This window comes from Pseudomonas sp. FW305-3-2-15-C-LB1 (assembly GCF_058787615.1).
The window spans coordinates 80,717-103,404 of the sequence record NZ_JBYSZX010000020.1 but is presented as its reverse complement, the minus strand read 5'-3'; the positions used below and the strand labels follow the sequence as shown (position 1 = coordinate 103,404).

The 22,688-nt window shown below is 61.5% G+C and carries 13 protein-coding genes and 1 pseudogene; 9 read left to right on the top strand and 5 right to left on the bottom strand.

All coding sequences use genetic code 11. The annotated features are described in order from the left end of the window. Nucleotides 1-1,355, bottom strand: a pseudogene (locus AC3WP7_RS26905) (type IV secretion protein Rhs); the annotation flags it as partial. Nucleotides 1,356-1,556: 201 nt separating this feature from the next. Between AC3WP7_RS26905 and lexA the strand changes: the two are divergent. The 6 genes from lexA to uvrA all read left to right on the top strand — a co-directional run bounded on the left by lexA (nucleotide 1,557) and on the right by uvrA (nucleotide 11,613). Further along, nucleotides 1,557-2,174, top strand: coding sequence for a transcriptional repressor LexA (lexA, locus tag AC3WP7_RS26900; protein ID WP_071488029.1), 618 nt, complete (start codon nucleotides 1,557-1,559; stop codon nucleotides 2,172-2,174). Beyond that, nucleotides 2,174-2,788 carry a translesion DNA synthesis-associated protein ImuA gene (gene imuA / locus AC3WP7_RS26895; RefSeq protein WP_092244404.1) on the top strand — a complete coding sequence of 205 codons (615 nt, stop codon included), beginning with the start codon at nucleotides 2,174-2,176 and terminating at the stop codon, nucleotides 2,786-2,788. The genes lexA and imuA overlap by 1 nt, the downstream gene beginning before the upstream one ends. 7 nt (nucleotides 2,789-2,795) lie before the next feature. Further along, nucleotides 2,796-4,208 (top strand): Y-family DNA polymerase, encoded by a 1,413-nt coding sequence (locus AC3WP7_RS26890; protein WP_102593249.1) that lies wholly within the window; start codon nucleotides 2,796-2,798, stop codon nucleotides 4,206-4,208. Next, complete coding sequence (locus tag AC3WP7_RS26885) at nucleotides 4,184-7,276, top strand: error-prone DNA polymerase (RefSeq protein ID WP_207240153.1); 3,093 nt, start codon at nucleotides 4,184-4,186, stop codon at nucleotides 7,274-7,276. Before AC3WP7_RS26890 ends, AC3WP7_RS26885 begins: the two co-directional genes overlap by 25 nt. Nucleotides 7,277-7,384: 108 nt before the next feature. Continuing rightward, nucleotides 7,385-9,097, top strand: coding sequence for an ATP-binding protein (locus AC3WP7_RS26880; RefSeq protein ID WP_092244395.1), 1,713 nt, complete (start codon nucleotides 7,385-7,387; stop codon nucleotides 9,095-9,097). Continuing rightward, nucleotides 9,094-11,613 (top strand): excinuclease ABC subunit UvrA, encoded by a 2,520-nt coding sequence (gene uvrA, locus AC3WP7_RS26875; protein ID WP_102650600.1) that lies wholly within the window; start codon nucleotides 9,094-9,096, stop codon nucleotides 11,611-11,613. Before AC3WP7_RS26880 ends, uvrA begins: the two co-directional genes overlap by 4 nt. A 125-nt stretch (nucleotides 11,614-11,738) precedes the next feature. Here uvrA and tkt read toward each other — a convergent pair whose 3' ends face one another. After that, on the bottom strand, nucleotides 11,739-13,802 hold the full coding sequence (gene tkt, locus AC3WP7_RS26870) for a transketolase (RefSeq protein ID WP_102592754.1): 2,064 nt from the start codon (nucleotides 13,800-13,802) through the stop codon (nucleotides 11,739-11,741). 175 nt (nucleotides 13,803-13,977) lie between these two features. On the opposite strand from tkt, the gene AC3WP7_RS26865 reads away from it, so the two are divergent. Then, nucleotides 13,978-14,202: a DUF465 domain-containing protein gene (locus AC3WP7_RS26865; RefSeq protein ID WP_071488022.1), complete on the top strand. Its 225-nt coding sequence runs from the start codon at nucleotides 13,978-13,980 to the stop codon at nucleotides 14,200-14,202. Between the two features lie 80 nt (nucleotides 14,203-14,282). On the opposite strand, the gene AC3WP7_RS26860 is transcribed toward AC3WP7_RS26865, so the two are convergent. From AC3WP7_RS26860 to hglS, 3 genes are all read right to left on the bottom strand, one after another. Continuing rightward, nucleotides 14,283-15,497, bottom strand: coding sequence for an MFS transporter (locus AC3WP7_RS26860; protein ID WP_102592782.1), 1,215 nt, complete (start codon nucleotides 15,495-15,497; stop codon nucleotides 14,283-14,285). A 294-nt stretch (nucleotides 15,498-15,791) separates the two neighbouring features. Beyond that, nucleotides 15,792-16,805, bottom strand: coding sequence for an EamA family transporter (locus AC3WP7_RS26855; protein ID WP_146012713.1), 1,014 nt, complete (start codon nucleotides 16,803-16,805; stop codon nucleotides 15,792-15,794). A 68-nt stretch (nucleotides 16,806-16,873) separates the two neighbouring features. Further along, the gene (gene hglS / locus AC3WP7_RS26850; protein WP_102592756.1) at nucleotides 16,874-18,250 is read right to left on the bottom strand and encodes a 2-oxoadipate dioxygenase/decarboxylase HglS; all 1,377 of its coding nucleotides are present in this window, start codon (nucleotides 18,248-18,250) and stop codon (nucleotides 16,874-16,876) included. A 289-nt stretch (nucleotides 18,251-18,539) separates the two neighbouring features. On the opposite strand from hglS, the gene AC3WP7_RS26845 reads away from it, so the two are divergent. Further along, complete coding sequence (locus AC3WP7_RS26845; protein WP_092244382.1) at nucleotides 18,540-19,949, top strand: OprD family outer membrane porin; 1,410 nt, start codon at nucleotides 18,540-18,542, stop codon at nucleotides 19,947-19,949. Nucleotides 19,950-20,018: 69 nt separating this feature from the next. After that, a complete protein-coding gene (locus AC3WP7_RS26840) occupies nucleotides 20,019-22,652 on the top strand; it encodes an MGH1-like glycoside hydrolase domain-containing protein (RefSeq protein WP_102592757.1) in 2,634 nt (877 codons plus the stop codon). The last annotated feature ends 36 nt before the right edge of the window (nucleotides 22,653-22,688 follow it).

Genomic DNA, 22,688 nt, shown 5'->3' with positions numbered 1-22,688 from the left:
AAGATCCCGTCCAGCGTCCCATCGGTGAGGGTCAGGAGTTCCTCGCCGGTGACCATCGACACCGGGCAGCCGTTGGTAACGGTCTTGTCCGAAGATGCCGCCGCATCCCCATTCGGGTTGCGAGCAGAAACCGGCACGTCATCCACGGTCTCCTGCCGCACCAACGCGGTTCGCTGGGACTTGCTGCGCACCACCGGCACCGCGTTGGAAACCACCTGATCCCCAGCCTTCAACGGCGCATCCGGAATCGTCTTGATCGTCGTCGCCTGGCTACTGAGCAATATCGGCTTGGCCACCTGCGTGTGATCCGCACGAAAATTCCCGAACTGCCCAGCCATGTGCTCAAGCCATTTGCGCGCACGTTGAGACTTGATGCTGCCCAGCACCTTCGTACTGATGCGTGCCGCCATCCCCATACCTGCCGTGGCAAGGCACAGCAGCAAATTGATCAATACTTCAGCGCTGATTTCCCCCAGCAGCTCATTCATATAAGGCGGCGGCAACATCCGCGTCCAACTGACCATTGCCGACAGATAAATGAACAGCAACGGCTCATCACTCAGCACCAGCAAGCCCTTTGCGATGCTTTCGGTGCCGAGCTTCAACAGCTTTTCGAATTCTTCCTGGCTCAGGTAATGCAGCAGCTTTTCGGCATGCTTCAGCGGGTCCAGAAACCACTGAAGCATCTGCGTGATGTTGTCCCAGAGTGAATACAACGCCCCACTAAACCCGCGTGCATAGGCTTCGTGCAGCGAGAGGTAGCGCTTGAGAAAATTGGCTTCGGAATAACCCTTCCACAAGGCGGCGAAGGTGGTGGCCCATTCACGGCGCAGCCAGCCTTCCAGCGGTTCGATAACCGACTGATAAGAGGCGTACAGCGCCTTGAAGTGCGCCTTGGAAACGTTGGGATAGAAACTGACCCGGTACTGCTGGTTACGATCACATTCCTTGATTTCGAGAATGCCGCTGGGTCCGATGGTTTTATGGATGGGCTCCCCGAGCGGGCCACCCTTCGGATCAATGCGCTGCACCATCACGGGCGTATCGCCAATCGGCACAAATCGAGAACTCTGGAACATATGCACCAGGGTCAGCGTGCCGTCTGCCTGGCAGGTTGCGGTGGTGGTGCTGGGAAACAGGGAGCGATTGATCGGCGCGACCAGCGCCACTTCATCTCCAACCTTGAAGACCTGCTCGATATCCAGCGCCGAAAAGCTGAAAAAGCTCGAAGCCCAGGCGTCGTAGTGATTGAGGCAGCGCTTGAAGTCGCGGATAACGGATTCGACGTCTCGCGTCTTTGAATCCAGGGTGGCCAGTACCAAATAGCCAATGGTTTGGCTGGTCACTTCGATCATGAAACAGCCCCATCAACCGGAGCCAAAACCCATAACGCCATCTGCAATCCCTCGCACTGTGTAGTCAGGCGAGGGACTTTGCGGACGTTTGCAGGGCAGGGGAGTAGCGCTTATCCGGCGGTTATGTGGGACGGTTCGACAGTGCTCGTCCGCTATCACGCGACTAGCGGCTATTGTCAGAAATTTCCCACAAGAGTACAAATGTACTCCATGACGACTCTAACCCCCCGCCGTACCGCCATCCTGACCTTTATCCGCGACCGCATCGCGCAACAAGGCCAGCCTCCCAGCCTCGCCGAGATCGCCGAGGCGTTCGGTTTTGCCTCGCGCAGCGTGGCGCGCAAGCATGTGCTGGCGCTGACCGAAGCCGGGTTTATCGAGGTCAACCCCAACCAGGCGCGTGGCATTCGTTTGCTCAACCAGCCGGCGCGCCCGGAATGGCTGGATGTGCCGGTGCTCGGTCGCGTGGCCGCAGGTTTACCCATCGGCGCCGATGCCGAAGTGCACAGCCGCCTGCAACTGGACCCGTCGACCTTCGCGAAAACCCCGGACTACCTGTTGCGGGTGCAGGGCGATTCGATGATCGAGGACGGCATTCTCGACGGTGATCTGGTCGGCGTACGCCGCAGTGCCGAGGCCTTGAACGGGCAGATCGTGGTGGCGCGCCTGGACGGCGAAGTGACCATCAAGCGTTTCGAGCGCAGTGGCGACCACGTGCGTCTGCTGCCGCGCAATCCCGCGTATCAACCCATCGTGGTGGGGCCCGACCAGGACCTGGCCATCGAAGGGGTATTCTGCGGTTTGGTGAGGCAAGGCTGATGGGCGCCGTGGTTGCGCTGGACACGCTGTTCAATGGCGGGCGTGTCTGGAAGGGCCGGCCCGCCGCTCCGCCGTCCAGTGTGCATCCCACCGGGCTGGCGGCGCTGGACGCGGTGCTGCCCACGGGCGGCTGGCCGGAGGCGGCCTTGAGTGAAATCCTCATGGCCAAGGAAGGTGTGGGCGAATTGCAACTGGTGTTGCCGACCCTGGCGCGCTTGTCGAAGGCGGGGGAGCGCATTGTGTTGGTGGCGCCGCCGTATACACCGTACCCCCATGCCTGGCAGAACGCCGGGGTGGACCTGCGCCTGCTCTCGGTGATCCAGGCCGAGGAACGCGATGCCCTGTGGGCGGTGGAGCAATGCCTGCGTTCCGGCAGTTGCGGGGCGGTGCTGTGCTGGCCGCGCAAGGCCGATGACCGGGCGCTGCGGCGCCTGCAAGTGGCGGCGGAAACCGGGCAGACCCTGGCGTTTGCCTGGCGCGCCTTGAGTGAGTCAGTCAACTCATCGCCCGCCGCGTTACGCCTGGCCGTGGAGGCCAAGCCCGCGCAGGTAAGGGTGCTCAAGTGTCGGGGCGGGCTGGCCCATCCGGCGCCGATTGCCCTGGCGGGGCACTGAGGTTGTCATGCGCTGGGTGTGTATTGTCTTCCCGCAATTGGCGCTGGACGGGGTGCAGCGTGTGCACCCCGAACCGGACCAACCCTTGGCCCTGCTGGCTGGCACGCCACAGCGGCGCGTGCTGCAAACCGTCAATGACGCCGCCCGCGCCCTGGGCCTGCGCCCCGGTCAATCCCTGACGGCGGCGCATGCCCTGACCAAAACCTTTGCCAGCGTCGAATACGACCCCGCCGAGATCGAGCGCCATCAACAGTTCCTGGCTGCCTGGGCCTACCAGTTCAGTTCCCAGGTCAGCCTGTACTACCCGCGTGCCTTGTTGTTCGAGATTGAATCGAGCCTGGGCCTGTTCGGGCCGTGGCCGCGGTTCGAAGCACGCTTGCGCCAGGAATTGACCGAACTGGGTTTTCGTCACCGCATCGTCGCTGCGCCCAACCCGGCGGCGGCGCGGGTGCTGGCGAATTTCTACGATGGTTTGGCGGTGCAGGATCACGGCTTGCTACAGGCCCTGGCGCCGCTGCCCATCGATCGCGCCGGCCTCGACCCGCAGGCCGCCACGGCGTTGTCGCGCATGGGCCTGCGCCGCCTGGCCCAGGTGCAAGCGCTGCCTCGGCACACCTTGGCGCGACGCTTTGATGCCGACCTGCTCAAGCACCTGGACGCATTGACCGGGCAGCGCCCATTGGCCTTGGCGTTCTATCAGCCCCCGGACCGATTCGACGTGCGCATCGAGCTGAATTTCGACGTGCAGTCCCATCAGGCGCTGCTGTTTCCTTTGCGACGCTTGACGGGAGATCTGTCGGCCTTCCTGTGTGGCCGCGACAGTGGCGTGCAGCGCTTTGACTTGCACTTGGAACACGCCCAGGCGCCGGACACGGTGATCAAGGTCGGCCTGCTCAGCGCCGAGCGCGAACCGGCGATGCTGTTTGAATTGGCCCGGGGTCGCCTGGAGCAGGTACAGGTCACCTCACCGGTACGCGGTTTCCGCCTGGTCGCCCAGGATTTGCCGGTGTTCGTGCCGCAGCGCCAGGACCTGTTCGACGACCGCCCGCAACAGACCTTGCCGTGGGAACAATTGCGCGAACGCCTGCGCGCCCGTCTCGGCGATGAGGCCGTGCAGGGCTTGCGCTTCCACGCCGACCATCGCCCCGAATGCGCCTGGCAAGCGGCGAGCGACAAAAACCTCTGCCCGACCTTGCACAAGGTGCAACGCCCCGGTTGGTTGCTGAGCGAACCTACGCTATTGGCCGAACACGGCGTGAATATCCTCATGGGGCCGGAACGCATCGAGTCGGGCTGGTGGGACGGCGCCGATATCCGCCGCGACTACTACCTGATCCAGACCCGCGCCGGCCAGCAAGGCTGGGCCTTTCGTAACGTCGGGCAAAGCGATGGGTTGTGGCTGCAAGGCTGGTTTGCATGAATTACGCCGAGCTGCACTGCCTGTCCAACTTCAGCTTCCAGCGCGGTGCGTCCAGTGCGCTGGAGCTGTTCGAACGGGCCAAGCGCCAAGGCTACAGCGCCCTGGCGATCACTGACGAATGCACCCTGGCGGGTATCGTGCGGGCCTGGCAGGCGGCGAAGGCGGTGGAATTGCCGCTGATAATCGGCAGCGAGATGCGCATCGAGAACGGCCCGAAACTGGTGCTGCTGGTGGAAGACCTCAGCGGTTACCAGCACCTGTGCCGCTTGATCACCGTGGCCCGGCGGCGCGCGGAAAAGGGCCGCTATCGCCTGTTGCAGGAGGACTTCGAGCAACCGCTGCCCGGCCTGCTGGCACTGTGGGTTGCCGAGGACGGCGACACCCAGGCCTCGATCCAGTGGCTGCGCCGCACCTTCGCCGGGCGCCTGTGGCTGGCGGTGCACCTGCACTGCGGCCAGGACGATGCGCGGCACCTGGAGCAACGCCTGAACCTGGCCGCCAGCCTGCACATCCCGGCGGTGGCCTGTGGCGATGTGCACATGCATGCGCGTGGCCGCCGCGCCCTGCAAGACACCATGACCGCCATCCGTCATCACGTGCCGGTGGCCGAAGCCGGCACGCGCCTGCACCCCAATGGCGAGCGGCACCTGCGCAGCCTCGATGCCCTGGCCGCGCTGTACCCGCAAGCCCTGCTCGATGAAACCCAGGCGATTGCCCGGCGTTGCACCTTCGACCTCAGCCAGTTGCGCTATCACTACCCGCGTGAACTGGTGCCCAGCGGCCACGACGCCGAATCCTGGCTGCGTGCCGTGACCGAAGCGGGCATCGCCCAGCGCTGGCCGCAGGGGGTCGACGCCAAGACCTTGCAGCAGATCCATGACGAACTGAGGCTCATCAGCGAGCTGGGCTACGAAAGCTATTTCCTCACGGTGCATGACATTGTGCAGTTCGCCCGCAGCCGTTCGATCCTGTGCCAGGGCCGCGGCTCGGCGGCCAACTCGGCGGTGTGTTTTGCCTTGGGCATCACCGAGATCGACCCGAGCCTGACGAGCCTGTTGTTCGAGCGCTTTCTGTCCAGGGAGCGCAACGAGCCGCCGGACATCGACGTGGACTTCGAACATGAGCGCCGCGAAGAAGTGTTGCAGTACGTATTCCAGCGCTACGGCCGCACCCGCGCGGCGCTGACGGCGGTGGTCAGCAGTTACCACGCCGCCGGTGCGGTGCGCGATGTGGCCAAGGCCCTCGGGCTGCCGCCGGACCAGATCAACGCCCTGGCCGACTGCTGTGGGCGTTGGAGCGACGACGCCCCGCCGCTGGAGCGCTTGCGTGAAAGCGGCTTCGACCCCGACAGCCCACTGCTGCGCCGAGTGCTCACGCTCACCCAGCAGTTGATCGGCTTCCCTCGGCACTTGTCCCAGCACCCCGGCGGCTTCGTGATTTCCGAATACCCGCTGGACACCCTGGTGCCGGTGGAAAACGCCGCCATGGCCGAGCGCACCATCATCCAGTGGGACAAGGACGACCTCGACGCCGTGGGCTTGCTCAAGGTGGATATCCTGGCCTTGGGCATGCTCAGTGCGATCCGTCGTTGCTTCGACTTGCTGCGCCGCCATCGCCACCGCGACCTGGCCTTGGCGACGATCCCCCAGGACGACCCGGCCACCTACGCGATGATCAGCAAGGCCGACACTATCGGCGTGTTCCAGATCGAGTCGCGGGCGCAGATGTCGATGTTGCCAAGGCTCAGGCCGCAGAAGTTCTATGACCTGGTGATCGAGGTCGCGATCGTGCGACCCGGGCCGATCCAGGGCGGCATGGTGCACCCGTACCTGCGGCGGCGGAACAAGGAGGAGGAGACCACCTATCCTTCGCCGGAGCTGAAAGTGGTGTTGGAGCGTACCCTGGGCATTCCGCTGTTCCAGGAGCAAGTGATGCAGATCGCCATGGTTGCCGCCGACTACAGCCCCGGCGAGGCCGACCAGTTGCGCCGCTCCATGGCCGCCTGGAAACGCCACGGCGGCCTGGAGCCGCACCAGCAGCGCCTGCGCACCGGCATGCTGAAAAACGGTTACACCGAAGCCTTTGCCGCGCAGATCTTCGAGCAGATCAAAGGCTTTGGCAGCTATGGCTTCCCTGAGTCCCACGCGGCCAGTTTCGCCTTGCTGACCTACGCCAGTTGCTGGCTCAAGTGCCATGAACCGGCGGCGTTTGCCTGTGCGCTGATCAACAGTTGGCCCATGGGCTTCTACAGCCCGGACCAGATCCTGCAGGATGCACGGCGCCATCGCTTGCAGATCCGGCCGGTGGATGTGCAGGCCAGCGATTGGGATTGCAGCCTGGAGCCCATCGACGGCGCGCAGCCGGCGATTCGCATGGGCTTGCGCATGATCTCCGGGTTTCGCGAAGAGGATGGGCGGCGCATCGAAGCTGCGCGCCTGCGTCGAGCGTTCAGCGACATTGCCGACCTGGACGAGCGCGCCGGGCTGGATGCACGTGCCCAGGCCTTGTTGGCGGATGCCGGGGCCTTGCGCGCCCTGGCTGACAACCGGCACACGGCGCGCTGGGCGGTGGCCGGCGTGCACAAGCAACTGGGGCTGTTTGCCGGCCTGCCGAGCCCGGATGAGGCGGCGGTCGAGTTGCCGGCACCGACCGTGGGTGAAGACCTGCAGGCTGACTATGCCACTGTGGGCACGACCCTGGGGCCGCACCCTCTGGCGTTGCTGCGGGATGAATTGCGCAAGCGCCGCTGTCGCAGCTCCCATGAACTGATGGCGGTGGAGCACGGCCGTAATGTCAGCGTTGCGGGGCTGGTGACCGGTCGACAGCGCCCGGGGACTGCCAGCGGTGTGACCTTTGTCACCCTGGAAGATGAATTCGGCAACCTCAATGTGGTGGTCTGGCGTGACTTGGCCGAGCGCCAACGCCAGGCGCTGGTGGGCTCGCGGCTGTTGAAGGTGGACGGGCGCTGGGAAGCGGTGGGCGAGGTGCGGCACTTGATCGCCGGGCGCCTGACCGACCTGACGCCCTTGTTGGAAGGGATCAATGTGCGCAGTCGGGATTTTCACTGAGTCCCGTGGTTTCTGCTGTAATCACTTCTGATGCAGATGAGGTGAAACCATCCGGGTTTGCAGCGCTCCAAAACTTGCCGATGTTCTCTTAGCGCACAGAGCCAACCGATGCAATTCTTATCCAACCCCCACGGCTGCGAAGGCTGGGCCGGTGAAATGGCCCAGCGGATCCGCGCATTCGATTGGTCGGGCACCGACCTGGGCCCCATTGACCGCTGGTCCACCAGCCTGGCGTGTACCGTACAGATGATGCTGGCTTCGCCCGTGCCGATGGTGATGTTGTGGGGACGCCTGGGACACATGATCTACAACGACAGCTACTCGGCCTTTGCCGGTGGCCGTCACCCCTATCTGCTGGGCACACCGGTGGAGCTCGGCTGGCCGGAAGTGGCCGACTTCAACCGGCATGTGATGGACACCTGCCTGGCCGGCGGCACCCTGTCATTCAACAACAAGGACCTGGTGCTGTTGCGCAACGGCCAGCCGGAAACCGTGTGGCTGGACCTCTACTACAGTCCGGTGGCCGGCGACGATCAACAACCGGCCGGCGTGCTGGCGATTGTGGTGGAGACCACCGAACTGGTGAAGTCCGAACAGGTACGCCGGGAACTCACGCACAACCTCGAACAACGGGTGGCCGCCGAAGTGCAGGCGCGCTCCGCGGCCGAGGACCAGTTGCGCCAGTCGCAGAAACTCGAAGCCATTGGCGGCCTCACCGGCGGCGTGGCCCACGACTTCAATAACCTGCTGCAAGTGATCGCCGGCAACCTGCACCTGCTGGCCCGCCAGGAACCGGACAACGCCCAGGTGCAGCGGCGTGTCACGGCCGCCATTGCGGCGGTGGAGCGTGGAGCCAAGCTGTCCTCGCAACTGCTGGCGTTCGCCCGGCGCCAACCGCTGTCGCCGGCGGTGTACAACCCGCAACGCATTTACGCGGGGCTTGGCGAGTTGCTGCAACGGGCGTTGGGCGAAACCATCCATATCGACGTGCAGATGCCCCAGGATGCCTGGTTTATCAATGTCGACCGCAACCAACTGGAGAACGCGCTGCTCAACCTGGCGATCAATGCCCGCGACGCCATGAAGGGCGAAGGCGTGATCCGCATCTCCGGCGAAAATATCATCCTCAATCCGGCCGATTGCGCGGGTAAAAGCATCAAGCCCGGCGAGTATGTGCGCCTGGAGGTGGCCGATACCGGCGTCGGCATGTCCGAGAGCACCCTCAAGCGTGCCTTTGAACCCTTTTTCACCACCAAGCGTGAAGGCCATGGCACTGGCCTGGGCCTGAGCATGGTGTTTGGCTTTGTGCGCCAGAGTGGCGGGCATGTGGAAATGTGGAGCGAGGAGGGCAAGGGCTCGGTGGTGCAGATGTATTTCCCCCACAGCCTGGAACCGGAAAGCCTCGATGTGCATATGGACCAAGTGCAGCACAGCGGCGGCCAGGAAACCATCCTGGTGGTCGAGGACAATGAAGGTGTACGCCTGACCGTCGTGGAGTTGCTCGAACAGTCCGGCTACACCGTACTTACCGCCGAGGACGGTGACCAGGCCATGTCGAAACTGCAGGCAGGCTCGCCACCGGACCTGATCTTCACCGATGTGGTCATGCCCGGCCGCGTCAAAAGCACCGACCTGGCCGACTGGGCCCGCCAGCAGACGCCTGCGGTGCCGGTGCTGTTCACCTCCGGCCACACCCGTGACATTCTCTCCAGCAATCACTTGCTGAGCCCCGATATTCATCTGCTGAGCAAACCCTACAGCCCCGAAGCGCTGACGCAACGGGTGCGCAGCGTGCTCACCGCCCGACAAGGTTGTCCATGACTTCAACGCGCAATATTCCCTCTATCACTGCCCAACCCTCGGGCTTTGTCCGCGTGCGCGGCGCCCGCGAACACAACCTGCGCAACGTCGATGTGGATATCCCCCGCGATGCCCTGGTGGTGTTCACCGGGGTGTCGGGTTCCGGCAAATCGTCCCTGGCGTTTTCCACGGTGTATGCCGAGGCCCAGCGTCGCTATTTCGAGTCGGTGGCGCCCTATGCACGGCGGTTGATCGACCAGGTCGGCGTGCCGGACGTGGACAGCATCGAAGGCCTGCCGCCTGCCGTGGCCCTGCAACAGCAGCGCGGCACGCCGAGTGCGCGCTCGTCGGTGGGCAGCGTGACCACGTTGTCGAGTTTGATCCGCATGCTCTACTCCCGCGCCGGCAGTTATCCGAAGGGGCAAGCGATGCTGTACGCCGAAGACTTTTCGCCGAACCTGCCCCAGGGCGCGTGTCCGCAGTGCCATGGCCTGGGGCGTGTGTATGAAGTGACCGAGGCGCTGATGGTGCCCGATCCTTCCCTGACCATTCGCCAGCGTGCGGTGGCGTCCTGGCCGTTGGCGTGGCAGGGGCAGAACCAGCGGGACATCCTGGTGACCCTGGGCTATGACGTGGACATCCCCTGGCGCGACCTGCCGAAAAAGCAGCGCGACTGGATCCTGTTTACCGAAGAGACCCCCACCGTCCCGGTGTACGCCGGCTTCACCCCGGAACAGACCCGCGATGCGTTGAAGCGCAAACTGGAGCCGAGCTACCAGGGCACCTTCATCGGCGCACGGCGCTACATCCTGCACACGTTCACCCATACCCAGAGTGCGCTGATGAAAAAGCGCGTGTCGCAGTTCATGCAGGGCAGCGCCTGCCCGCTGTGCGATGGCAAGCGGCTGACCCAGGCGGCGCTGTCGGTGAAGTTTGCCGGGGTGGACATCGGTGAGTTGTCGCAACTGTCGTTGACGCAGTTGGCCGAGTTGCTGCGACCGGTGGCGGCGGGGCAGGACAAGATGAAGCTGTCGGTGGAGAAACGCCTGGCCGCGCAGCGCATCGCCCAGGACTTGCTGGAGCGGGTCAGTACCTTGACCGAACTGGGCCTGGGTTACCTGTCCCTGGAGCGCAGCACGCCGACCTTGTCGTCCGGCGAGTTGCAGCGACTGCGCCTGGCAACGCAATTGGGTTCGCAGTTGTTCGGCGTGATTTACGTGTTGGACGAACCTTCGGCAGGCCTGCACCCGGCGGACGGCGAGGCATTGTTCACCGCCCTTGACCGCTTGAAGGCGGCCGGCAATTCATTGTTTGTGGTGGAGCATGACCTGGAAACCATGCGCCGCGCCGACTGGCTGATCGACGTCGGCCCGGCGGCCGGTGAACAGGGCGGGCAGGTGCTGTACAGCGGCCCGCCGGCGGGGCTGGCGCAGGTGGAGGCGTCGCAGACCCGTGAGTACCTGTTCGCGGAACAGCGCGTGTCGGCTCAGGTGCGCCGTGAAGCCACCGGCTGGCTGCAACTGGAAGGCGTGACGCGCAATAATCTCAAGGGCCTTGACGTGGATTTCCCATTGGGCTGCTTCACGGCGGTCACCGGGATTTCCGGCTCGGGCAAGTCCAGCCTGGTCAGCCAGGCACTGCTGGAGCTGGTGGGCGCCGGCCTTGGGCGTGTGATGGAAAACGACGAAGAACCAAGCCTGGAAGACGACGCCCCGCAAACCAGCGGGGGCCACATCCGTGCCGGGCTGGAGCATATCCGCCGCCTGGTGCAGGTCGACCAGAAACCCATCGGCCGCACGCCACGCTCCAACCTGGCGACCTACACCGGGCTGTTCGACAACGTGCGCAAGCTGTTCGCGGCCACTCCGGCGGCGAAGAAGCGGCATTACGATGCCGGGCAGTTCTCCTTCAATGTCGCCAAGGGCCGTTGCCCGAACTGTGAAGGCGAGGGCTTTGTCAGCGTTGAACTGCTGTTCATGCCCAGCGTGTATGCGCCATGCCCGACCTGCCATGGCGCACGCTACAACCCCGAGACCCTGGCGATCAAATGGCAAGGCTTGAGCATCGCCGACGTGCTCGGGCTGACAGTGGAACAGGCGGTGGAGGTATTTGCCGAGCAGCCTGGGGTGTTGCGTTCGCTGCAGGTGCTGCGGGATATCGGCCTGGGTTACCTGCGCCTGGGGCAACCGGCGACCGAGCTGTCCGGTGGTGAAGCACAACGCATCAAACTGGCGACCGAGCTGCAACGCAATGCGCGGGGCGCCACCCTGTATGTGCTGGATGAACCCACCACCGGGTTGCATCCACGGGATGTGGACCGCCTGCTCAACCAGTTGAACCAGCTGGTGGACGCGGGGCATACAGTGGTCGTGGTGGAGCATGAAATGCGCGTGGTGGCGCAGAGTGACTGGGTGATCGATATCGGGCCGGGGGCGGGGGATATGGGCGGGAAGGTGGTGGCCAGTGGTACGCCGCAGAAGGTTGCCAAAAGCAAGGCCAGCCGGACTGCGCCATTCCTGACCAAAGAACTGAACTAAAAGCGGATGAGAACTTGTGGGAGGGGGCTTGCCCCCGATGACAGTGTGTCAGTCAACTGATATGCGACTGACACACTGTCATCGGGGGCAAGTCGAACCGTCGCACCGCCCCTCCCACATTTCGATCACTGTTGAGTCAGTTGGATCTGCGCTTTCGCCTGCTTCACCACATTCTCCACGGTAAACCCGAACCTCTCCTGCAACTGTGCCAACGGCGCCGACGCACCAAAGCTGTTCATCACCACCTTGGCGCCGGTCTGCCCCACATACCGGTCCCAGCCGAGGGGGCCTGCCTGCTCCACCACGACCCGCGCTTTCACCGCCGGCGGCAACACGCTGTCGCGGTACGTCTGGTCCTGGTCCTCGAACAACTCCCAGCTGGGCATGGACACCACTTGCGCGGCAATCCCTTCGTCTTTCAACTGCTCATACGCCGCCACCGCCAGGCTGACTTCGCTGCCTGTGGCCAGCAGAATCACCTGGGGCGCATCTGCACCCGCCAGCACGTAAGCGCCCCTGGCGGCCCCGGATGCCGGCGCGTACCGCATACGATCCAGCGTCGGCAGCGGTTGACGCGACAGCACCACGCAACTTGGCCGATGGGTCTGTGCCAGCGCCACCTTCCACAGCTCGCGGGTTTCATTCGCGTCACCGGGGCGCAAGGTCAGCAGCCCCGGCGTTGCGCGCAACTGGGTCAGATGCTCGATCGGCTGGTGCGTTGGCCCATCTTCACCCACGCCAATCGAATCATGGGTAAACACGAACACCACCGGCAGTTCCATGATTGCCGCCAGGCGGATCGGTGGCTTCATGTAGTCGCTGAACACCAGAAAGGTCGAGGTGTACGGCCGCAGGTAGGACAATGCCATGCCATTGGCGATGGCGCCCATGGCATGTTCACGAATGCCGAAGTGCAGGTTGCGCCCGCTGTAGTCCTCGGCGCTGAAACGCCCGGCGCCGTCGAAGGTGAGGTTGGTCTTGGTCGACGGTGACAGGTCGGCCGAGCCGCCCAGCAGCCAGGGGATCTGTTCGGCAAACGCATTCAGCACCTTGCCGCCGGCGGCACGACTGGCGATGCCCTTGGCGTCGGTATCGAAATCCGGTAGGTGTTTCTGCCAGTGCTCCGGCATTTCCCCGGCACGCATGCGCCTCAATTCATCGGCCAATTCCGGTTCGTACTGTTCCAGCTGGGACAGGTGTTCGCTCCACTTTTCATACAGCGGCTCGCTGCGCTCAAGCAAAACATCACGCAATTGCGTGCGCACCTCATCGGGAACCAGGAAGCTGGAATCCTCGGGCCAGCCATAGGCTGCCTTGGTCAGGCGAATTTCCTCTTCGCCCAGGGGCTCGCCATGGGCGGCGGCCGTGTTGTGTTTGTGCGGGGAGCCGTAGCCGATCACGCTGTCGACCACAATCAGGGTGGGCGCGCCGCGGTTGCAATGGAACGCCTCCAAGGCATTGCTCAGGGCTTGCAAGTCGTTGGCATCGGTCACATGCAGGGTGTGCCACCCATACGCCTGGAAGCGCTTGATCACATCTTCGCTGAACGCCAGCTCAGTGTGGCCTTCGATGCTGATGGTGTTGTTGTCATAGATCCAGCACAGCTTGTCCAGTTTCAAATGCCCGGCCATGGACGCCGCTTCGCCGCTGATGCCCTCCATCATGTCGCCGTCGCCGCACAGGGTGTAGACGTTGTAGTCGAACAGGGTTTTTTCTTCGCGGTTGAAGCGCTTGGCCAGCCAACGCTCGGCCATCGCCATGCCGACGCTGTTGGCACAGCCCTGGCCGAGCGGGCCGGTGGTGGTCTCCACCCCAGTGGTCATGCGGTATTCGGGGTGGCCGGGGGTTTTGGAGCCCGCTTGGCGAAATTGCTTGATATCGTCCAGGCTGACAGCGGCCTGGCCGGTGCGCTTGCCGTCGGCATCCAGTTCCACCACACCGGCCAGGTGCAGCAGCGAATACAGCAACATCGAGGCATGGCCGACGGACAGCACAAACCGATCACGGCTGGGCCAGTCGGGATGTTGCGGGTGATAACGCAGGAAACGACTCCACAGCGTATAACCCACCGGCGCCAGGCCCATGGGCGTGCCCGGATGGCCGGAATTGGCCTTTTGCACGGCATCCATGGCCAGGGTGCGGAGGGTGTTGATGCATTGGGTGTCGACAGCGGTGGCAGCGTGCGTCATGAAACCGTTCTCCCTCGGGTGGCTATCTAGAGTGGAGGGCAGGGCGCGGCAAAGGTTTGATCCAAACGCCCGCGCCGCGACGAACGGGGCTGTATTGACCCTGAACATGACAAGACCCCTCGCAATGGTCTAGCTTCTAGGGCGTAAGCCATTGATCAACATGCGGAGGTACGCCATGCCAGTGAAACACGACCTGTATCAGGACTTGGGGTTGAGCAAGGAAGTCGTTCACGAACGCAGGGCGAGCGACAAACGCCTGGACTCGCTGCTCACGCAGTACGACGACGCTGACAAAGAGGTGCTGAAGGCGGAGTCGGCAAGTGCCAGCGACGAGGATGTGGAGAAGCTGAAGAAGAAACGCTTGTTGATCAAAGATGAGATTGTGGTGAAGTTGGGCTGATCACAACCGAGCCTCCTTGTAGGAGCAAGCGTGCTCCTACAAGGTTATGGACATATTTTATCTACCCGGCTTTAGGCCTGTCACGGCGCATCTCCAGTAAACCGGGTTGATTCAAGCTTTTTGCTCTTTTTACAACGTTGTTGCCCACTTAGCAGTAAGGTAGTACTTGCAAAAAATAGCCCCATAAAACAGACGCCTGCAACAACAATCAACGTTGACGAGAAACCATATCTATCCAGCAGCCCGCCGAAGACAGTGTAGGAGATACCGATGATGATCGAATTGACTAGATTGGCGACGGAGAGGCAGGAGGCTCGAATACGTGACTCTATGTTGTCATTGATGTAGGTCTCGTAGGCAGTTTCATAGATAGCGGGGAGTGACATGATTAAAATAAATACTGCGACTGAAGAGAGTGTTCCGGTATTCAAAGATAGGGTGAAGAGAAGTGCTGTGACAATGAGGGTGGTGGTGACGGCTATCACCCCAAGCGTGAATCTGGAGCAAATATATCCTGCAACCATAAACATAGCAGCCGATATAATTTCAACTGCGGCATAAATGCCGGCAACAACAGGTATTTCTAGACCCTGCTGGGAGAAGAATGGCTGGCCGTAGATGAAAAGAGGAATGGTTGAGAGTTCAAATAGAGCATATCCAACAAAGAGAGGTACAAGTAAAGCACCTCTGTTGGAACTGAAAAATTTGATGAGTGAAATAAAGCTACCCTCTGCGGTTGTCGTATTTAATTCATTTACGTTGTTGGGGTTTAGTGAAATAGGTGGAAGCTTGATTTCGGAGTTGAATACTACAATGATGGCGCCGATGAGTTTTGATGCTGCAAAAAAAATATAGACTCCGTTCCAAGACAAGGTGTCTTGTATGACACCGCCAAGAAGCATGGACAAACTCAGCGATATCGCACCAATAGCACGGGCGCGTGACAATATTTTAGGATACTCATCAGCCCGATGTTCTGCCAGTAAGTTGTCATACAGCAATGCTCTGTCTGAACCAGACCCCATGGCAATGCTGGCACCGAATAGGCAGAATATGATTGCGAAGGGAATAAAAGACGAAAATAGCAAAAAACCAATCCCACTCATACACAAGCCTAAAAAGCTGATGATAAGCGTGAACTTGCGACCATATCGATCTGCGAGTAAACCAGAGGGGATTTCCAGCGCGACTGAAGAAAAAAACAAGAATGATTGTAGGATACCTATCTCTCCCTGGGTGATACCGAGTTGCAGTAGGTAAAGTACAAATAAGCTTCTCTGGACGTCCAGGTTCATGAAGACAGACAAAACGTAATATAAGTTGTCGTTCTTGTTTTTGATAGGTTTAAGCATGCTTGTTGAGTGTCTGTTTTGGGGGCGGGAAGGAGGCTGATCATTCCTGAATGGCACTCAGTAGAAGCCATGTTGCCAGCATTGTGCAAATGTAGGACTTCCTAAATGCGTGTAGTATTTTTCTGTTGGGTTTAATGTGAGTTGTTCTTTGTGGTGTATTTTTGAATTGCACGCATGATAAGCGCAGTGGGGCTTATGTCTGGAGTTTGGGAGCACATACGCGTCACCTTGCAATTACTATTTTTTTTGAGTCGCCAGTTCATAGATTATGAGCACTATCAGCACGCCTACCGTGAATGAGTACAGCAGCAACGCATTTATCGAGATCGGTTGCTTGTACACATACACAGCGATCACAAGCTGCGTGATGGGCAATACGAATTGAAATAAGGCTGCCTGGGAAAGTGGGATTCTGCCGATGGCGTAGGCAAACATTATCAAGGGCACGACCGATATTACGCCTGCCAGGAGAATCAGCCACTGAGCCTGAGTTGACATGGGATCTGGCCAGGCAAGGCTCCATCCAAGCAGCGCAACAGCGAGCACGATGGCGAGTGTTAAAAACAGAGTCTCGACGAACAAGCCCTCTACCGCATTCAACGGTGTGGCTTTTTTGATGCAGGTGTAACTCCCCCAAGTGACGGCGATCAGCACGTAAATCCAGTGGTTTAGCTCGCTGCTGGTTAGCGCCAGCAGCAAGGCTGCGGCCATGATAGTCAGCATTGAAACAGTCTGTGCAGGCCTGAGCTTCTCGCGGTAGAAAAAGACGCCCATCGTTATCGATAAAAACGGGGCAAGCAAATAGCCGAAGCCACTTTCAAGCACATGGCCGTGCAGGGATGCCCATATGAAGGATCCCCAGTTAACGGCTACCAAAAAAGAAGCAGTGCAGTGCAGGCCTAAGGTGCGGATATTGAGCTTTACGAGGTGACGAAAGCCTTGGCCAAACCCAATGATCACAGCCAGTGCGAGCAGGGATAGCAGGACCCTGTAGGCAACCAGAACCTGGGGCGTGAGTTCGTTCAGCTCTCGCCAGTACAGCGACGATACCCCAAGGAGAATATTGGCAGCTAAGCCGCTGGAGGCCGCCAATAGATAGGTAAATGAAGGCTTGGTCATATCGGCCGCACGCAGGGGAATCTGCTGCAGCATCGTTGTTTTATTGCGCAGTGAACAGGGACGTTCGCCCCGTTCACATTTTTTCAGAATTGACTGAAAGACATCATCCCACTCACTGCCTATCATGCCCATCGCCCACCCGGCTCTGGGGACTGTTGCAGCGCAAGGATTGCGCTGGTGAGCCGGGTGGGTACTTCAGTTCATGCCAGCAGCGCCTGGGTGCATTCATCGATGGAGCGCTGCTGCGTCTTGCCATACAGTTTCAATTCATCAATCGTTCGCTGGCCCAGTGCCTGTTCGAATTCGGCCTGGTTCGAGTTGGCCACATAGTGACTCTGCGCCGCATCCCCCAGGTTCGACTGGAAAATCCCCGCCGCGCTCACCGGCAGAAAATCTTCATACACCAACGGTTCCACGTCGATGTGGCCGGCGGCGATCAGTGCCTCCAGGGTGCGTGGTTGATCGGCGCTGCCGCGTGCCGCCAGGCCTTGCTCGGTGGGGAAGTAGCGGTAGTAGGCCAGGCCCTGCTCGCGCATCTGGGCATGGTTGTCCGGAAAGGCCTGGAAGTGTTGCTCCATCAATTCGACATAGCGCGCAGCGTTGCCTTCGTTGGGGAAGGCGCCCAGTGCGCCGCGGGCGGCGTTCAGCAGTTGGTCGTAGAGCGCGCGGCCTTTGGGCGTCAACGCCACGCCGCGTTGTTCGATTTCGCCGAAGCGTGCGCTGTGGCTGCCTTGGGCGTCGGTGAAGGCGATGGGTTCGTCCAGGGCCTTGAAGCTGGTCTGGCGCAGCAGGATCGGGCAGTGGCGGCGCGGCGGGCCTTCGATCACGGCCTTGGGGGTGATGCCTTTGCCGGGCATGGCGGCCTGGACCTGGTCGATGTCCAGGGTGCGTGGGGTCAGGTGGTTGATGTGCGGGCCCTTGAAGGCGACCACGTCGGCGATCAGGCGGTGCTGGTCGCTCAGTTGCTGGTACTGCGCGCCGGTGACGGTGGCGGTGTGATGCCAGCGGAAGGTTTCTAGGGCCTGGCGGATGAATTCGTCGGCATCCTGGGCGTTGAGTCCGCCCTGGTTTTCGGCTTGTTCAATCAGCGCCAGGGCGCCGGGGGTGAAGATCGAACGCTTGGCCAGGGCGGTTTCGGCGAAGGCGCGCAGGTCGGGGTTTTCGATCAGTTCCAGGCGCAGCAATGAGGTGAACACGCGAAACGGGCTGGTCTGCAACGCCTGTTCATGCACGGCGCGAAACGCGGTGGAGTGTACGGGCACGCCAGCCGGGGTCAGGTCGTAGTAGCCCACCGGCTGCATGCCCATCACCGCGAACAGGCGGCGGATGGTGGCCAGCTCGGTGGCGGTGCCCAGGCGGATCGCGCCGTGGCGTTCCATGTCCAGGCGCTGGATTTCGCCGGTGCGTTGCAGCTGTTGCGCCAGCAGCGGTTGGGTGTCGAGCACGTGCGCATTGGTCTCGGCCACCAGCTCCATCAGCGCGCCATACAACGGAACTTCATCTCGGTACATGTCGGACATGGCCTTGGAAAAGCCCTTGCGGATCTCGTCGGGGCTGACCTGTGCGGTGCTGGGCATAGAAAAATTCCTGATGGCGGGGGCGAGGATAGTGGCCTTTTGCTGGATTTTGTTGAGCGCAACGCCGCCTTGCAAACGAAGATTCTTCAGGACTTCATTCTGCAAATGAATGAGATGACGTGAGGATGACAAAAAACGGCCCGTGTGAAATTTCATTTTCGGGCGTTTTTCCTAACTAATTCTTCACGAAGTCCGCCCCGGCCGGCGTGAAAGAATCGTCACGTTTGCAAGGATGAAAACGCCGTTATGCACACCAGACACATAAAAAAATGTTTAGGGGCTGTCGTTAATGAAAATTTCTACACTGGCGTTGTCGATCACCGCCGCCGTTCTTGCACAACAGGCTTACGCCGATGACTTCGGGCTCGGCTCGCTGGGCACCGGCAACGGTCACAGCGGCTTCCTTGAAGACAGCCATGCGTCTGTCAGCTCACGGACCATGTACTACAGCGCGGATAACCGCTCGGGCACCAACAACGATCTGCGCGAAGCCGCCACAGCGCTGCGTTTTGACTACAAGTCCGGCTTCACCCAAGGCACCGTTGGCCTGGGTTTCGATGTCATGGCCTTCGGCGCCCTGCGCCTGGACGGTGGCGACGGCCACACTGCGGGTCCGGGCCTGGCGGGTAACGGCAACAGCTTCTTCCCGACCAGGAACAATGGCACTGAACCGGCCGACTCCTTTGGGCGCGCCGCCGGCAATGTGAAGTTCCGTATTTCCCAGACCGAGTTGCACGTCGGTGGTGGCCTGGCGCCGGTGCTGCCGATCCTGGTGTCCAACGACAGTCGCGTGGCACCGCAGACCTTTGATGGCGGTATCCTGACCTCCAACGACATTCCCAATGTCACCTTCACCGGTGGTGAGCTGAACCGCGCCGAAGGCCGTGCTTCCAGCAACTCCACAGGCCTGAGCGTGGCCGGTGGTACTCGCGACAGCGACAGCTTCAAGTTCGGTGGGGTGGACTACAAGCCGTTTGGTTCTTCCGACAACGTGATCGCGAAAAACCTGACGTTGCAGTACTACTACGCCCAACTGCAAGACTTCTACAAACAGAACTACGTTGGCCTGGTCCATACCCTGCCGCTGGGCAATGACCAGTCGTTCAAGACCGACCTGCGCTACTTCGACAGCCGCAGCGACGGCAAGAACGGCGAAAGCGGCTACCAATTCAACAACAACGGTGGCTACGCCAAACACGCCGGCGAAGTCGACAACAAAACCTACAGTGCGGCCTTCACCTACCAACTGGGCGGCAGCAGCTTGATGCTCGGCCACATTGGCGTAGGTGACGACGGCGGTTTCGTCTGGGTCAACCAGGGCAGCCTCGCCGACCCGCATGCCCAAGGCGCCGGCGGCAGCGACTTCTACCTGTTCACCGACGCCGTGGTCGGCCAGTTCTCCCGCGCGGGCGAGCAGGTCAACTTTGGCCAATACACCTATGACTTCAAGGCGTACGTACCTGGGCTGAAGGCGTCCGTGGCCTACCTGGACGGTTCGGACATCAAGGCCAAGGTCGCCGGCGGCCCTGACCAGAAGGAAAACGAAGCCGACTTCCGCCTGGACTACGTGGTGCAGGCAGGTCCCCTGAAAGGCTTCGGTACCACCTTCCGTACCGGTACCTACCACGGCAAGAACACCGGCACCGCCGACCAGGACCAGACCCGCCTGATCTTCAACTACACCTACGCCATCTTCTAAGTCTTCATGTGCACCCGGGCGTCATTGGGCTCTACACTGCCTCTCACCTGGTAGGCGCTGGAGGACCCGATGACGGCCACACCCGACACTCGAATGCTTGAGACAACCGAAGGTCAGCGCCTGGCGCAGCAGGATGCCGAGCGCTGGCGCGAGTGGGGTCCCTATCTGAGCGAACGCCAATGGGGCACGGTGCGCGAAGACTACAGCGCCGACGGCGACGCCTGGGCCTACTTCCCCCATGAACATGCACGCAGCCGCGCCTACCGCTGGGGCGAGGATGGCCTGGCCGGTTTCAGTGACAAGGCGCAACGCTGGTGCCTGGGCCTGGCCCTGTGGAACGAGCGCGACGCGATCCTCAAGGAACGCCTGTTCGGTCTCGACAACGCCGAGGGCAACCACGGTGAAGACGTCAAGGAACTGTACTTTTTCGTCGACGGCGTACCGAGCCATGCCTACATGCGCATGCTCTACAAATACCCCCATGCCGCCTTTCCCTACGCCGACCTGATCAGCGAAAACGCCCGCCGTGGGCTGGCTGATGCCGAGTACGAGATCCTCGACACCGGCGTGTTCGAAGACAACTGCTACTGCGATGTCAGCGTCGAGTACGCCAAGCACCAGCCCGACGATATCTTCATGCGCGTCACCGTGCACAATCGCTCGGACCAGCCGACGCGGCTGCAGGTGCTGCCGCAACTGTGGGCGCGCAATGACTGGAGCTGGACCTTTGACGCGCCCAAGCCGCAGTTGATGTTGGACGGGGAGCAGGTGCTGGCACGCCATCCGGAACTGCCGGACCGTCATCTCGGCGCCTGGGGCCAGGACGGGCTGGAGTGGCTGTTCTGCGAGAACGAAACCAACTACCCCAGGCTGGATGGGCAGCCGGCGCCGGGGCCGTTCAAGGATGGGATCAACGATTACGTGGTCGAGGGTGTTCACTCGGCAATTCGGCGTGACAGCGGTACCAAAGTCGCGGCGCGTTTCGTTGTCGAACTGGCCGGGATGGAAAGTAAAACGCTCTACCTGCGCTTTGCCCCTGTCGACGCGCCACAGGTCAACGCGCGCAAGCTGTTCGAACAACGCCGCCAGGAAGCGGATGACTTCTACGCCGCCCTGCAACGTGGCATGGCCGACGACGATGCGCGCAATGTGCAGCGTCAGGCACTGGCCGGGTTGCTGTGGTCCAAGCAGCTGTACTATTTCGACGTCAACCAATGGCTCGACGGCGACCCCGCACAACCCGCGCCGCCGCCCGAGCGCCTGCATATCCGCAATACCCATTGGCGCCACCTGTCCAACTTCGACATCCTCTCCATGCCCGACACCTGGGAATACCCGTGGTATGCCTCGTGGGACCAGGGCTTTCAGGCAGTGGCCATGGCGCTGATCGATCCGGCGTACGCCAAGCAGCAGTTGTTGCTGCTGGTGAAGGACCGCTTCATGCACCCCAACGGCCAGTTGCCGGCCTACGAATGGCGGTTCGACGACGCCAACCCGCCGGTGCATGCCTGGGCCAGCTGGCGGGTGTACCAGCAGGACAAGGCGCTCAACGGCGTAGGCGATATGGACTTCCTTGAGCGGATCTTCCACAAGCTGCTGCTGAATTTTTCCTGGTGGGTCAACCGCAAGGACGCCGAAGGCCGCAACCTGTTCCAGGGCGGTTTCCTGGGGCTGGACAATATCGCCTTGTTCGACCGCTCCGCCGCACTGCCGCCGGGGTATCAACTGGATCAGGCCGACGGTACGGCGTGGGTCGCGGCCTATGCACTGGACCTGATGCGCATCGGCCTGGAGCTGGCCAAGCGCAATGCAGTGTATGTCGACATCGCGGTGAAATTTTTCGAGCACTTCCTGTATATCGCCGGCGCCATCAACCGTGTCGACGACAGCGCCGAAGGCCTGTGGGATGAGCAGGACCTGTTCTTCTACGACGTGCTGCACCGCCCCGATGGCCAGAACGAACCGGTGCGCCTGCGTTCGATGGTTGGCCTGATGCCGCTGTTTGCCGTACTGGTGCTGGAGCAGCGCGAACATGAAGGCCTGGAGGGGTTGCGCGAGCGGCTGCTGGGGTTCATGAAACATCGGCCGGACCTGGCCAGGCTGGTTTCACGCTGGAACGAACCGGGGCAGGGCAATCGCCTGTTGCTGGCGCTGCTGCGCGGCGAGCGGACCAAAGACCTGCTGCGGCGCATGCTCGATGAACAGGAGTTCTTGTCGACGTTCGGCGTGCGCTCCTTGTCCAAGTCGTTCGCCGAGCAACCGCTGGCGTTGAAGATGAATGGCAACACCCTCAGTGCGAGCTACCAGCCGGGTGAATCCGACTCGCGGCTGTACGGTGGCAATTCCAACTGGCGCGGGCCGTTATGGATGCCGGTGAACTACATGCTGATCGAGTCGCTGCGCGAATTTCACCGTTATTACGCGGACAACTTCTCGGTGGAGTACCCGGCGGGCAGTGGTTATCTGGCGTCCCTGGAGGACGTGGCCGACAGTCTGAGCCAGCGGCTGACGCGGTTGTTCCTGAGGGATGAAAACGGCTCCCGGCCGTCGATGGTGGGATATGCGCCGTTGGAGGCGGATCCGGCAAGTCGCGATCTGGTGCTGTTCCATGAGTACTTTCATGGCGAAACCGGGCGTGGGCTGGGGGCTTCGCATCAAACCGGGTGGAGTGCGTTGGTGGCGTTGTTGCTGCAACCCAAATAAAAATCCCGCCTGTAAAGGCGGGATCGGGATTCAGGG